At 59.2% G+C, this 13,102-nt stretch carries 11 protein-coding genes; 8 read left to right on the forward strand and 3 right to left on the reverse strand.

Translation table 11 applies throughout. The features are described from left to right. Nucleotides 1–73: 73 nt before the first annotated feature. The 3 genes from glgP (at nt 74) to ispF (ending at nt 3,729) form a co-directional block, all read left to right on the forward strand. The gene (glgP, locus tag EST62_RS00685) at nt 74–2,197 is read left to right on the forward strand and encodes an alpha-glucan family phosphorylase (RefSeq protein WP_129050193.1); all 2,124 of its coding nucleotides are present in this window, start codon (nt 74–76) and stop codon (nt 2,195–2,197) included. A gap of 44 nt (nt 2,198–2,241) precedes the next feature. After that, a complete protein-coding gene (locus EST62_RS00690; RefSeq protein ID WP_129050194.1) occupies nt 2,242–3,159 on the forward strand; it encodes a dihydroorotate dehydrogenase in 918 nt (305 codons plus the stop codon). 96 nt (nt 3,160–3,255) lie between these two features. Next, nucleotides 3,256–3,729 carry a 2-C-methyl-D-erythritol 2,4-cyclodiphosphate synthase gene (gene ispF / locus EST62_RS00695; RefSeq protein ID WP_129050195.1) on the forward strand — a complete coding sequence of 158 codons (474 nt, stop codon included), beginning with the start codon at nt 3,256–3,258 and terminating at the stop codon, nt 3,727–3,729. Between the two features lie 207 nt (nt 3,730–3,936). Here the strand turns inward: ispF and EST62_RS00700 are convergent, their stop codons facing one another. Continuing rightward, nucleotides 3,937–5,208, reverse strand: coding sequence for an FtsX-like permease family protein (locus tag EST62_RS00700; protein WP_129050196.1), 1,272 nt, complete (start codon nt 5,206–5,208; stop codon nt 3,937–3,939). A 167-nt stretch (nt 5,209–5,375) separates the two neighbouring features. Between EST62_RS00700 and EST62_RS00705 the strand changes: the two genes are divergently transcribed. The 3 genes from EST62_RS00705 to EST62_RS00715 all read left to right on the forward strand — a co-directional run bounded on the left by EST62_RS00705 (nt 5,376) and on the right by EST62_RS00715 (nt 8,993). Continuing rightward, the gene (locus EST62_RS00705) at nt 5,376–6,581 is read left to right on the forward strand and encodes a 6-phosphofructokinase (RefSeq protein WP_129050197.1); all 1,206 of its coding nucleotides are present in this window, start codon (nt 5,376–5,378) and stop codon (nt 6,579–6,581) included. A gap of 320 nt (nt 6,582–6,901) precedes the next feature. Next, nucleotides 6,902–7,813, forward strand: coding sequence for a branched-chain amino acid transaminase (locus EST62_RS00710; protein WP_129050198.1), 912 nt, complete (start codon nt 6,902–6,904; stop codon nt 7,811–7,813). A gap of 10 nt (nt 7,814–7,823) precedes the next feature. Then, complete coding sequence (locus tag EST62_RS00715; RefSeq protein ID WP_129050199.1) at nt 7,824–8,993, forward strand: DNA polymerase III subunit; 1,170 nt, start codon at nt 7,824–7,826, stop codon at nt 8,991–8,993. Nucleotides 8,994–9,081: 88 nt separating this feature from the next. On the opposite strand, the gene cutA is transcribed toward EST62_RS00715, so the two are convergent. Continuing rightward, a complete protein-coding gene (gene cutA / locus EST62_RS00720) occupies nt 9,082–9,414 on the reverse strand; it encodes a divalent-cation tolerance protein CutA (RefSeq protein ID WP_129050200.1) in 333 nt (110 codons plus the stop codon). 136 nt (nt 9,415–9,550) lie between these two features. Then, nucleotides 9,551–10,645: a Xaa-Pro peptidase family protein gene (locus tag EST62_RS00725; RefSeq protein WP_129050201.1), complete on the reverse strand. Its 1,095-nt coding sequence runs from the start codon at nt 10,643–10,645 to the stop codon at nt 9,551–9,553. A gap of 254 nt (nt 10,646–10,899) precedes the next feature. On the opposite strand from EST62_RS00725, the gene trpD reads away from it, so the two are divergent. Both trpD and chlG read left to right on the forward strand, forming a co-directional pair. After that, on the forward strand, nt 10,900–11,955 hold the full coding sequence (trpD, locus tag EST62_RS00730) for an anthranilate phosphoribosyltransferase (RefSeq protein WP_129050202.1): 1,056 nt from the start codon (nt 10,900–10,902) through the stop codon (nt 11,953–11,955). 75 nt (nt 11,956–12,030) lie between these two features. Then, entirely contained in the window at nt 12,031–13,023 is a 993-nt protein-coding gene (gene chlG, locus EST62_RS00735; protein WP_129050203.1) for a chlorophyll synthase ChlG, read from the forward strand. The last annotated feature ends 79 nt before the right edge of the window (nt 13,024–13,102 follow it).

The raw sequence follows: 13,102 nt of genomic DNA on the forward strand, positions 1-13,102 counted from the left end.
ATGCTCTCTGTAAGATACTCCGTTTTCTTAACCTGCGCCACTTTCGGAACGTAGCAAAACCCGCAAATCCAACATGTCGAAAAATATCTCCGCTGTAAAAAAACTTTCCCGGAACCTCTGGTGGTCATGGGACACCGATGCCAAATCGCTCTTCAAGAACCTGTCGCCGCTGCTCTGGGAACGGGTCAACCACAATCCGGTCGAGCTGCTTCGGCACATTTCAGCCGATGAACTCGAAGCGCTCTGCTCGTGCGAACTGGGCGTCACGATCGACCAGGTGAGCAAACGGTTCGAGCAGTACATGGTCGAAAAAAACACCTGGGCCGCCCAGCACGCTCCGCAGCTCGTCTCCAACCCGGTCGCCTACTTCAGCGCCGAATTCGGCGTTCACGAGAGCCTCCGCATCTACTCGGGCGGCCTCGGCATTCTTTCGGGCGACCACATCAAATCGGCCAGTGACCTCGGCCTCAATTTCATCGGCATCACCCTCTTTTACAAAGAGGGCTATTTCCGCCAGCACCTGAACCAGGACGGCTGGCAGAATGAGGATTACCCGCTGCAATACCCCGAAAGCCTGCCTATCGAAAAGGTCACGACCGCGGACGGCAAGGATCTGATTATCGAAATCACCATCGCGCAGAGCACGGTGTTCGCCCAGGCATGGAGCCTGAAGGTCGGACGCGCCACGCTCTACCTGCTCGACACCAACATTCCGGTCAACGAAATGCACTACCGGGATATTTGCTCGCGGGTCTATGGCGGCGACCAGAACATGCGCATCAACCAGGAGATTCTGCTCGGCATCGGCGGCGTCAAGCTGCTGAAGGCCCTGAAGCTCGAACCCGCCGTCTATCACATGAACGAGGGCCACTCCGCTTTCCTGACGCTCGAACTGCTTGCTGGCGAACTCGCCAGCGGGCGCTCTTTCGACGAGGCGAAGGCCAAGGTCAAGGAGCAGTGCGTCTTTACCACCCACACGCCGGTTCCGGCGGGGCACGACCGTTTTTCTCGCGACATGATGCAATATACTTTCTCGAAGTACGTGGCGCTCTCCGGCATGGAGATGGAGGAGGTCTTGCGGCTCGGATCCGAAAATCCGGCAGACACTTCGGGACTGTTCACCATGACCGTGCTCGCCTTGCAGCTCTCCCGCTGCGCCAACGGCGTCTCGAAGCTGCACGGCGAAGTTTCACGCGAAATGTGGAAGCATCTGTACGGAACGGACGATCCAAAAGAGGTGCCGATCGGCCACATTACCAACGGCATCCATACCAAAAGCTGGAGCAGCGGCTACACCGAGCGCTTCTGGAGAAACCGTGCCGAAAGCATCGAAGAGTTGTTCGCCTCAAGGGAATCCGCAGAAGCGGTGCTGTCGAAAGTTTCCGACAGCGAGCTGTGGTGCCTGCGCTACCACCTGAAGCGCAACCTCATGGACTACATCGCGCGCTACCTGTCGAACCAGCTCTACCATCAGCACCAGTACACCACGCCGTACAAACCGTGCGACTCTTCAAAATCGGCCAAGAGCGCGCTGTCGCCCGACGTGCTGACCATCGGTTTCGCCCGGCGCTTCGCCACCTACAAGCGCGCGCCGCTGATTTTCCAGGATCTCGACCGGCTCAACGCCATCGTCAACCACCCGAACATGCCGGTGCAGATCATCTTCGCAGGCAAGGCGCACCCGCACGACGATGCCGGAAAAGAGTACATCCGCCAGATCGTGGAGCACTCCCGCCGTCCGCAATTCCTCGGCAAGGTGGTCTTTCTTGAAAACTACAACATCGGCGTAGCCAAGCGGCTCGTGTCCGGCGTCGATGTCTGGCTCAACAACCCCGTCAGGCCGATGGAGGCGAGCGGTACCTCCGGCCAGAAGACGGTGCTGCACGGCGGGCTGAACCTGAGCATCATGGACGGATGGTGGTGCGAGGCCTACAACGGCACCAACGGCTGGTCGATCGGCCACGGCGAGGAGAATGAGAACTACGACGAGCAGTACGGCTTCGACGCGAACAGTCTCTACGAGGTGCTCGAACACCAGATCATCCCGACCTTCTACGAGCGCAACGAGCACAACGTGCCGGTCAGGTGGCTGAAGAATATCCGCAATGCCATCGCTACCATCGCGCCGGTTTACAACACCGACCGCATGGTCAAGGAATATACCATGCGCTACTACCTCGAAGAGCCGCGCCCCTGAGCCATCGAAACAGCATTATGATTTCACCTTCGACAACAACAACCATGAACTCCCCTGCCGCCGTCAGTCTCGGCAGGGGACTCGACCTTCGCTCGCCGGTCATGCTCGCCTCCGGCACCGCTTCATACGGCCAGGAGCTTTCGCAGCTCTGCGACCTGACGAAAATCGGCGGCCTCGTCACCAAGGCGATCTCTCCCGAACCGCGCACCGGCAATCCGCCGCAGCGCATCGCCGAGACCTCGTGCGGCATGATCAATGCCATCGGTCTGGCCAACGTCGGCCTCGACAAATTTGTCTCGGACAAGGTTCCGTTTTTGCAGACGATTGGTACGCGGGTGATCGTCAACATCGCCGGAAAGTCGATTGACGACTACCGCCAGGTGGTCGAACGGCTCGACGCGGTCGAAGGCATCGCGGCCTACGAGTTGAACCTCTCGTGCCCGAACGTCAAGGGGGAGTGCATGATTATGGGGGTCAGCCCGGAGGCGACCCGCGAGATCGTCTCGACCTTGCGCAAGCTGACCGGGCGGCACCTGATGGTCAAGCTCACGCCGAACGTCACCTCGATCAGCGCGATCGCGATCGCCGCCGAACAGGCTGGCGCGGATTCGGTCTCGCTCATCAACACCGTGGTCGGCATGGCGGTCGATCACCGCACCCGCAAGCCGCTGCTGAAAAACGTAACCGGCGGCCTCTCAGGCCCGGCCATCAAGCCGATAGCGCTGGCCAAGGTGTGGGAGGTGTCGCGAGCCGTGAAGATTCCGGTGGTCGGCATGGGCGGCATCGCCTCGTTTGCCGATGCGATGGAGTTCCTGCTGGTGGGAGCCAGCGCGATCCAGATCGGCACGATGAACTTCGTCTATCCCGACATCGGCGAAAAGATCGCTGTGGCGATTCACGAATTCTTCTCCGCGCCCGACGCTCCGGCATTTGAAGAGTACGTCGGCAGTTTGATCGTGTAACGTCAAATAGGTCAAATAGGTCTTATAAGTCCTATACGACCTATACGACTTATAAGACCTATTTTTTTAAAACTCATTTACACCACCAAAAACACCATGCGCATAGGAATCGGCATAGACGTTCACCAGTTTGCCGAAGGGCGCAAGCTCATCATCGGCGGGGTTGACGTTCCCTCCCCGGTCGGCCTTCTCGGCCACAGCGATGCCGACGTGCTCTTGCACGCCATTGCCGACGCCCTGCTCGGAGCGGCGGCCCTTGGCGACATCGGCAAGCACTTCCCCGACACCAGCCCCGACTACAAGGACATCGACAGCATGATTTTGCTGAAGCACGTTGGCAAGCTGCTGGCGCGCGAAGGGTACAAACCGGTCAACGTCGATGCCATGCTGCTGCTCGAAAAGCCGAAGATCGCCCCCTACATCGACGAGATGCGTCGCAACATCGCCCGCTGCCTCGACCTGGAGCTGAACGCCGTCTCGGTCAAAGCCACCACCAACGAAAAACTCGGCTACGTAGGCCGCCAGGAAGGCGCCTGCGCCCACGCCGTGTGTTTGATCGAAAACGCTTGACAGCCCGGAATCGCGATCTCACATTCAGGAGGGTTTTAACCCTCCTGACATTGAACATCTTACATTCTCTTCAGTTGCCCCGGTCTTCAGACCGGGGTTGACAAAGTGAACGCGCCCCCAATGCAAGAAAGAAATTCCGTTGCTTGTCCGCATTTCCTGTTCCTCCACCAAGTCCGCAACGCCCACTCAGTCCACCATCTCACATTTCTACCCCACCTCACCGCGAAGCACCTGCACGGGCAGATAGCTCGTGGCCTTTCTTGCCGGCCCTACTGACGAGATCACCGCAATCAGAATGCCGAAGCCGATCACGATCAGGTGCACGTCGGGAGTTTCAGCAACGAGCAGGCGGTCGGCGCTGACGACGCCCGCGCTCGATGGCGCGAAGCGGATTCTGCTGATGAGGTCGCAGATCAGGTGCCCGATCGGGCTGCCAACCAGGACGCCGAAGGTGCCGATCAGCAACCCTTCGAGCATGAAAATGCGCGTGATGCTCTTGCGCTGCACGCCCATCGAGCGCAGAATGGCGATATCCTTCACCTTTTGCAGTACTACGGTCGTCATGACCGACGACACGCCAAGTCCGGCCACCACGAACACGAAGCTCACCAGCACCAGCGTGATCGTTCCATTGCGCTTGTAGAAATCGATCACGTTCTTGTTGCTTTCGCTCCAGCTCTTGGTGTCGTAGCCGGTCAGCTTCTCGATCCTCGCCGCAAGCGCGTCGGCCTGGCCAATATCGGCGATCCGCAGCCCGATGCCGGTGACGCTGTTCGCCGCCAGCGACTCCATTCGCTGCGCCAGCGCCAGATTGACGTAGGCCTCCCGGTCATCTTTGGTGTTAAAACCGCTCCTGAAGCGCCCCACCACCATGACCGGATATTCGTTCCCCGCCTTGTCCACCAGCATAATCGTGTCGCGATACCTGGCCTTGAGCTTGTCGGCCAGTATCGAGCCGAGAATGATGCCGTTCGGCGTCCAACCCAGCTCGGTGAGCGCCTCGGAATCGAGCAGGTTTTTTTTCAGCCCGGCGATCTCGCCTTCGAGCGACGGCGAAACCCCTTTGGCGAAGCAGGGGGTGAAGCGATTCTTGTTGCGGGCGAGCAGCTTGCTGGTCACGTAGGGCGAAATATCGACAATCTCTTTTATCGGACTGATCGTCGCAATCACCTGGTTATAGTTCTTGATGACCACCTTGCGATCGGTGGTCACGTTCTTGCGAACAAAAGCGACACGCCCCTGCATGATGCCGAGGAGGTTGTCGGGCACCTCCGGCACGATGCGATCCGCGCCGATGGTGATGTGCGGCGCGACATCGATGAGCTTCAGGAAAACGCTCAGCGACGAACCCCGCGCTACCCCGATGGTGGTAATCATCATCGCCGAACCGACCGCCACGCCAAGCACCGTCAGAAAGGTCTGGCGCTTTCTCTCGCGCAAGTGCACCCAGGCAAAGCGAAGATGGTCGAGGAAGGTCATGTCTGAATGGATTCAGGGAATTCGACGCACCGTATTTCATCACGCAGCAATGAAATATCAGCCAAATACTCTATCTTGATCTTCATAAAACGCGCCGTGGCTTCACTGGTGTATTTAATGAAATTAAGCCATCAAAACCTAACCTGAGCAACCGAGGAGAGAACAGCGTGAAAAAAATCGGAATTCTTACAAGCGGCGGCGACTGCGGCGGCCTGAACGCCGTCATCAAGGGCGCCGCGCTCATGGCCCTGAACAAGGACCTTGAGCTCTATGTGATCCCCAACGGCTACGCCGGACTGTACAACCTCCTGAACCAGGACAGACTGGTGAGATTCGACGAGGCCCGCCTCGACCAGTTCGAGGCAAGTTTCGCCGGTTCGGAAGCGGGCCATTCGCGGGTGAAAATCAAGGCGATCAGCAATCCCGACAAATACAACCGCATCAAGGTCGGCATGAAAAAGTTCGATCTCGACGCGCTCATCATCAGCGGCGGCGACGACTCCGGCAGCGTGATGATCGACCTGAACCAGAACGGTGTGCAGTGCATCCACTGCCCGAAAACGATGGACCTCGACTTGCAAACCTACTCGGTCGGCGGCGACTCGACCATCAACCGCATCGCCCAGTTCGTCGAGGATCTGAAGACCACCGGACGTACCCACAACCGCGTACTCGTCACCGAGGTGTTCGGGCGCTACGCCGGTCACACGGCCTTCCGCAGCGGCGTGGCCGCCGAGGCGGACTGCATCCTGATTCCGGAAATTCCGGTGGACTGGGATGTGGTCTATGAACACGTTGTCGAGCGCTTCACCCGCCGCATCCGCCAGAGCGACGTGCACAGCGGCACCTACACCATCGTGGTGGCCGAAGGCATGAAGAACGCCGACGGCACCGACATCGTCGATGAGTCGGCGGGCATCGATGCCTTCGGTCACAAAAAGCTGGCTGGCGCGGGCAAATACGTCTGCCAGGAGATCAAGCGACGCTTCAAGTCTGACCCCCGGATGCCGCTCTTCATGAAGGAGACCGGCATGTTCGTCGAGGGGATTTATGAAATTCCGGAGGTTCGCGAAGTGCATCCGGGCCACCTGGTGCGCGCCGGACACTCCTCGGCCTACGACATCAACTTCGGCTTCGAGGCTGGCGCGGCGGCGGTGCTGCTCTTGCTCGAAGGCAAAACCGGCGTGACCATTTCAAGGGTCAAGGGACGCAAGGTCGAGTACATCGAAGCCTCAAAGGCGATCGAACAGCGCTACGTCGATCTCGACCAGGTCGCCATGTACGAATCGCTCGGCACCTGCTTCGGCAGACCTCCGGTCGAGTACGAACCGATCCTGCGCGAAGTTGAAGGCGTCTATGAGCGGATTTACTGAAGAATAGTTGACCAAGCGGGCTTGGTGGACAAAGAATTTTTCTTCCGTCCACCAAGCCCGCACTCCACTGACGCCCTCGCTCAAATTAGCTCCTCCCCGCTTTCAAAAAATCCAAAACAGACTATCTTAGAAGAAAAATTCTTTACCGTTTTTTTCAGGGCGGCTCTAAAAAGTGTCATGAGCGGCCCGAGTGCAAGGCGGCTGGAGCGCAGAAACCGGAGCGTACTTACAGTACGTGAGGATTTCGAGCACCACCCAACGCAGCAATCGGATCGCGCAATAAGTTTTTAGAGAGGCCCTTCACTCAATTCCATCTGTTCATGTACAACTCGCTTAAAATATGGATGAACGGCGAACTGGTTGACTGGAGTGATGCCAAAATCCACGTCATGTCCCACGTCGCCCACTATGGTTCATCGACCTTCGAGGGCATACGCTGTTACGATACCGCCAAAGGCTCGGCGCTGCTCTTCCTCGATGAACATGTCCGCCGCCTCTGGGAGTCGTCGAAAATCTACCGCATAGAAATTCCCTATTCGGAAACCGAGATCAAGGACGCCATTATCACCACCATCAAGACGAACAACCACAAAGCCTGCTACGTCCGTCCGCTGGTTTTCCGCGGCCAGGGCGCGCTTGGCGTCAATCCGCACCGGGCCTCCATCGAGGTCGCCATCGCGACCTGGGAGTGGGGAACCTACCTCGGCGAGGATGTGCTCGAAAACGGCGTGGATGTCAAGGTCTCCTCATGGCACCGGCTCGCGCCGAACACCCTGCCTTCATGGGCAAAAGCTGGCGGCAACTACATGAACTCCCAGCTCATCAAAATGGAGGCCATCTCGGACGGTTACGCCGAAGGGCTGGCGCTCGACCACAACGGCTACGTTGCCGAGGGCAGTGGCGAAAACATCTTTGTCGTCCGGCACAACATCATCTACACGCCGCTGGCCGCGCAGTCGATTCTGCCGGGATTCACCCGCCATGCGGTGATGCACATCGCAAAGGAACTTGGCTACGAAGTTCGCGAAACGCTCATTCCGCGCGAGGCGCTCTACATCGCCGACGAAATCTTTTTAACCGGCACGGCTGCCGAGATCACCCCGGTCAGAAGCGTGGACAAGTACCCGATCGGCAACGAACGCCGCGGCCCGGTCACCGAAGCGTTGCAGCACGAGTATCTCAAAATCGTCCACAGCGGAGAAGATTCGTACAACTGGCTGACTTTCATTTGAACGGCAAGGCATGAGCTGGCAAAGTATTATCGGCCACGAACCCCAGCTCCGGGTGCTGAAAACGGCGCTCGGAGCCAAACGTCTGGCTCATGCCTATCTCTTTGCCGGGCCTGAAGGTTCGGGCAAGGAGACGGTGGCGTTTGAACTCGCCAAAATCCTCAACTGCCGGAGTTTCCGTGACTTGCCGGGCGAAGGCTCGTGCGGCGAGTGCGAAAGCTGCCGCCAGGCCGACCGGCTCATGCACCCCAACATCGAGTACCTCTTCCCTGTCGAAGCGGCCCTGCTCGAAACCATCGATCCGTCCAAAAAAGAGAACAAAAAGCTCACCGAAGCGCGGGAGCGTTACGAAGCGCTGCTCGGCGAAAAACGGCGGAACCCGTTCTTCACGCCCGCCATGGAGCGCTCGATGGGCATTCTGACCGAGCAGGTGGTGATGTTGCAGCACAAGGCCTCGCTCGCCCCGCGCGACGGCGGCAAGAAGGTGTTCATCATCTCGCAGGCGGAGCGCTTGCACCCGACGGCGGCCAACAAGTTGCTCAAACTGCTCGAAGAGCCACCGGCGCACGTGGTGTTCGTGCTGGTCTCGTCGCGCCCGGAATCGGTGCTTCCCACCATCCGCTCGCGCTGCCAGCTCCTGAACTTCGCCCGCCCGCGCCCGGCGGAGATCGAAGCATGGATAGCGAAACGCGCCCCGCAGCTCGACGAAACCGGACGGCGCTTCATCGTCAGCCTTTCTCGCGGCAACCTCTCCAGCGCGCTCGAACTGATCGAAGCCGAAACCGGCGACGGAGCCGCCCCGGCGGTGGTCGGCATCCGCAACAAAGCGATCGACTACCTCCGCAACGTTCTCGTCCCCGCGAAGTTCCACGAAGCGATCGGCGCGTGCGAAGAGCTGTCGAAAAGCTCCACGCGCACCGAACAGCTCATCTTCCTCGATGCCCTGCTGCTTTTCTTCCAGGACGTCACCCGCCGCGCCATCGACCCCGCCTTCCCGGAACTCAACAACCCCGACATCGCGGAGAACACCAACCGCTTCGTCAAAGCCTTCCCCAACCGCGACCTCTACCAAGCCTCGACGGCCATCGAAGAGGCCATGCGCGCCATCAACCGCAACGCCAGCGTGATTCTGGTGCTGGCTGGTTTGACAGCGGAGTTGCGGGGGATTTTGCAGGCGAAGTAACAAGCAGGCAGTATCCGTCTTCAGCTCTTTTTCGTATAGGACTTATAGGTCGTATAGGACTTATAAGACCTATAGGTACGATTCTCCCTCACCCCTCCCCCGTCGTGGCATCAAGCCAAGCGAGATACTCCGGCGATCCGCCGGTGATCGGGAGTTGGATAATCTCCGGCACGTCGTAGGGGTGGTATTCGCGGATGTAGCTTTCGAGCTCGGCATACCGCTTTATCGTGGTTTTGATGAAAAGCGACACTTCGTTGTCGTCCTGAATCTGGCCTTCCCAGAAAAAGAAGCTGCTGATGCCGGACAACTGAACGCAGGCGGCAAGCCGGTTTTCGAGAATGCCACGGGCCAGCTTTTCAGCCTCCTCCCGCTCAGGTACCGTTGTGATGACCATGCAGTAGCCACTCTCGTTCTGTTCCATGCTTGTTCCTGCTTTTGATTTTGCTGTTCGTCAAAACTGACGGGCCCTGACGCCTATTCGAAGAAGGGCAACCGCGAGGGTTGCCCCTACGGTACACCTCTCCCCAACTATCAACTATCAACTATCAATTATCAATTCACAACTCAATCAAATCCTTCGTGAACCGCTGCAACGGCTCCGCACCGTCGGGGCCAAGCGTCACCATGTCTTCGATGCGGACGCCGAAGCGGCCCGGCAGGTAGATGCCCGGCTCGATGGTGAAAACGGCGCCTTCGCGCAGCGCGCCAACGGAAGCCGTACCGACTCGCGGGGCTTCGTGCACTTCGACGCCGACGCCGTGGCCGAGGCCGTGGCCAAACGCTTCTCCGTAACCTGCGGCGGCGATGAAGTTGCGCACTTCGGCGTCGAGGTCGCGGGCGGCCATGCCCGCCTTCGCCGCGTCGATACCAAGCTGCTGCGCCTCCCGGACGATGCGATAGACCTGGCGCTGCTCGTCGGACACCTTGCCGAAGGCGACCGTGCGGGTCTGGTCGGAGGCGTAGCCATCGACGACGCACCCCATGTCGATGACGATGAGCGAGCCTGGCTCGAACTCGGCGGCAGTCGGTTTGGCGTGAGGCATCGCGCCGTGCGCGCCTCCGGCCACGATTGGCTCGAACGAGTCCCCTTCCGCGCCGAGCTTGCGGTGGCCGTAGGTGATTTCGGCGGCGAGGTCGATTTCGGTGACGCCGGGGCCGATCATGCCGATCACCGCTTCGAGCACGCTCTCGCTCAGCTCGACGGCACGGCGCATCCGGTCAAGTTCGGCGACGTGCTTGATTTCGCGAAACTCGTCGAAGAATGACGACACCGGCGAGAACTCGCGGTTGCCGAGCTTCTCCGAAAGCTGGCGCATCTCGTGCCAGGTGACGTGGTCGGCCTGCAACGCCATCTTGTCGCCAAGCCGGAACGAACCCGACGCCAGCTCTGTGGCGAGCGCGTCCTTGAGAATCACCGTGGCGATGCCGCTCGTCTCCCGGCGCACCTGCTCCTGGTAGCGGAAATCGGTGAAAAGCACGGCGGTCGCGTCTCCGGCAAAAAGCAGTTTGGCGTACGAGCCGCTGAAACCGGTCAGCCATCGGATAGTCGGCAGATCGGTCACGAGAAGCGAGTCCAATCCGGCGGAGGACAGTTTTCTGAAAATTTTTGCGCGCAGGCTGCTGCGGTATGCGTGAAGAAGGTCGTGCGCCATGAATCGGAAAGCAGGGTGAAAAAATCCTCAACCGCCCGGCAACACCCAGCCGTTTTTTTGGGAACGTGCTTCTGTTGCTAAAAGGGGCGACAGTTAGTATAATGTAAGCGAATAAATTCTTCCGGACGCCTTTAAAACGTGTCATGATGCCGACTTGCCGGACTGGGTTCCGGGCACTGACCAGCCCCGCCCAAAGCTGACGGGACTGATACGTTTTGAGAGCGCCATTCATTTTGATCCCCCATTGCATCACTATGCGTCAACAGGAGATTCTTCAGAAGCTGCTGGAGGGCAACGACCTTTCCCGGCAGGAGATGGAAACGTGCATGAATTCGATCATGGAGAACCTGTTCTCCGAAGTCGGCGCCGGAGCGATCCTGGCGCTGTTGCAGAACAAGGGGGTTACTGCCGACGAGGCGATCGGGGCTTGTGAAAGCATCGTCTCGAAGGCCACGCCGGTCAAGCTCGACCCGCAGGCTGTCGATACCTGCGGCACGGGGGGCGACCACACAGGCACCTTCAATATTTCCACCGCCGCGGCCTTCATCGCCTGCGGCGCGGGCGTGCCGATAGCCAAGCACGGCAACCGCTCGATCACCAGCAAATGCGGCAGCGCCGACGTGCTCGAAGCGCTCGGCTACCGGGTCGATCTTCCGCCCATCGCCACCGAGGAGCTGTTCCGCGAAACCGGCTTCGCCTTTCTCTTCGCGCCGCTCTACCATCCGTCGATGAAGGCCGTGGCCTCTATCCGCAAGGAGCTTGGCATCAGGACGATCTTCAACATGCTCGGCCCGGTCATCAACCCGGCACGGGTGCGGCGGCAGCTCATCGGCGTGTTCGATCCTTCGGTGATGGATATTTACGCCGAGGTGCTCGCGCTTGCCGGATGCGACCACGCCATGCTCGTGCACGGCTGCGCGGGCAACGGCATGGGCATGGACGAACCGAGCGTCTGCGGGCCGACTTCGATGATCGAGCTGATCGACGGCGAGGTGATTCGCCACACCGTCGAGCCAGAGGAGTTCGGCCTCGGCAGGTGGGCAATCGGCGACCTGGCAGGAGGCGACAGCCGCATCAACGCAGAGATCATCCGCGAGATTCTCGACGGCTCGGCGTCGCAAGCCAAAATCGACGCCGCGCTCTTCGCTTCGGCCATAGCCTGCTATGTTTCGGGCATGGCCTCCTGCATCGACGAGGGCATGAGCATGTCCAAAGGGAGCCTCGAAACCTGCCAGGCGCTGGACAAGATGAAAACGATCATCGAAACGAACCAGCGGCTCGCGCAAAAATGCGATTCGGCAACAATCTAAATGCTTACATTTTTTACCGGAAAACAAGTATTATATTTGCTTTCTGTTTCCAGCCGAAGCAAGAATCTGTAAATCATGAACGGAAGCGATACGCTCAATCCTGAACTGCACTTGAACATCGACGAGAAACTGCATCAGTCGGGGATCAGCCAGTCCAGACAGAAAATTATCCAGGAGGCCCTGGAAAATGTCAACCGGCCTGGATTCCGTATCGAGCCATCCGCTATCTTGCCGCTCATGAAGCCGGTCACCTGGTTTCCGCCGATGTGGGCCTTCGCTTGCGGGGTGGTCTCCACCGGTGAAAGCGTCACGGAGAACATCTCGATCCTCGTCAGGGGCGTCATTCTGGCCGGGCCGCTCATGTGCGCCATGTCGCAGACCATGAACGACTATTTCGACCGCGAGGTCGATGCCATCAACGAGCCGGAGCGCCCGATTCCGTCCGGCAAAATCTCCAAGCAGGCGAGCTGGCTCATCACCTTCGGGCTGATTCTCACCGGTTTTCTGGTCGCCCTGTCGATTCATCCCTACGTGATGGCCATCGCCTTCGTGGGCGTTCTGATGTCACACGCCTACTCCGGGCCGCCGATTCGCGCCAAGCGCAACGGCTGGTACGGCAACCTGATCGTGGGCCTGGCCTACGAGGGCGTCGCCTGGCTGACAGGCAGCTTCGCGATCACGCAGGGAATCCCCTCGACCGAGTCTATCGCGCTGGCTATCATCTTCTCGCTCGGTGCGCACGGCATCATGACGCTCAACGACTTCAAGTCGGTCGTGGGCGACAAAATCCGCAAGGTCGCCTCGATTCCGGTACAACTCGGCGAAAAGAACGCCGCCATCCTCGCCTCGGTGGTCATGGATGTCGCCCAGCTCGCGGCCATCGCGATTCTGGTCACCAAAGGCGCAACCGTCACCACCGCCATCGCCGTCGCCCTCTTGCTCTTCCAGCTCCCGATGCAGAAAATCCTGATCGACAACCCCGCCGAAAAAGCGGTCTGGTACAACGCCTTCGGCACCCTGCTCTACGTGCTCTCCATGATGGTCTGCGCTGTCGGTATTCGCCCGTAGGCGTAACCTCTTCTCCTATAGGACGTATAGGACTTATAAGACCTATACGTCCTATCTCTTCGGAGCAGCACGAAAACCG

This window comes from Chlorobaculum sp. 24CR (assembly GCF_004118635.1).
Taxonomy (GTDB): Bacteria; Bacteroidota; Chlorobiia; order Chlorobiales; family Chlorobiaceae; genus Chlorobaculum.

Coding starts and splice junctions, on each gene's coding strand:
- glgP (WP_129050193.1), top strand. CDS start 74: ATGTCGAAAAATATCTCCGCTGTAAAAAAACTTTCCCGGAACCTCTGG.
- EST62_RS00690 (WP_129050194.1), top strand. CDS start 2,242: ATGAACTCCCCTGCCGCCGTCAGTCTCGGCAGGGGACTCGACCTTCGC.
- ispF (WP_129050195.1), top strand. CDS start 3,256: ATGCGCATAGGAATCGGCATAGACGTTCACCAGTTTGCCGAAGGGCGC.
- EST62_RS00700 (WP_129050196.1), bottom strand. CDS start 5,208: ATGACCTTCCTCGACCATCTTCGCTTTGCCTGGGTGCACTTGCGCGAG.
- EST62_RS00710 (WP_129050198.1), top strand. CDS start 6,902: ATGTACAACTCGCTTAAAATATGGATGAACGGCGAACTGGTTGACTGG.
- EST62_RS00715 (WP_129050199.1), top strand. CDS start 7,824: ATGAGCTGGCAAAGTATTATCGGCCACGAACCCCAGCTCCGGGTGCTG.
- cutA (WP_129050200.1), bottom strand. CDS start 9,414: ATGGAACAGAACGAGAGTGGCTACTGCATGGTCATCACAACGGTACCT.
- EST62_RS00725 (WP_129050201.1), bottom strand. CDS start 10,645: ATGGCGCACGACCTTCTTCACGCATACCGCAGCAGCCTGCGCGCAAAA.
- trpD (WP_129050202.1), top strand. CDS start 10,900: ATGCGTCAACAGGAGATTCTTCAGAAGCTGCTGGAGGGCAACGACCTT.
- chlG (WP_129050203.1), top strand. CDS start 12,031: ATGAACGGAAGCGATACGCTCAATCCTGAACTGCACTTGAACATCGAC.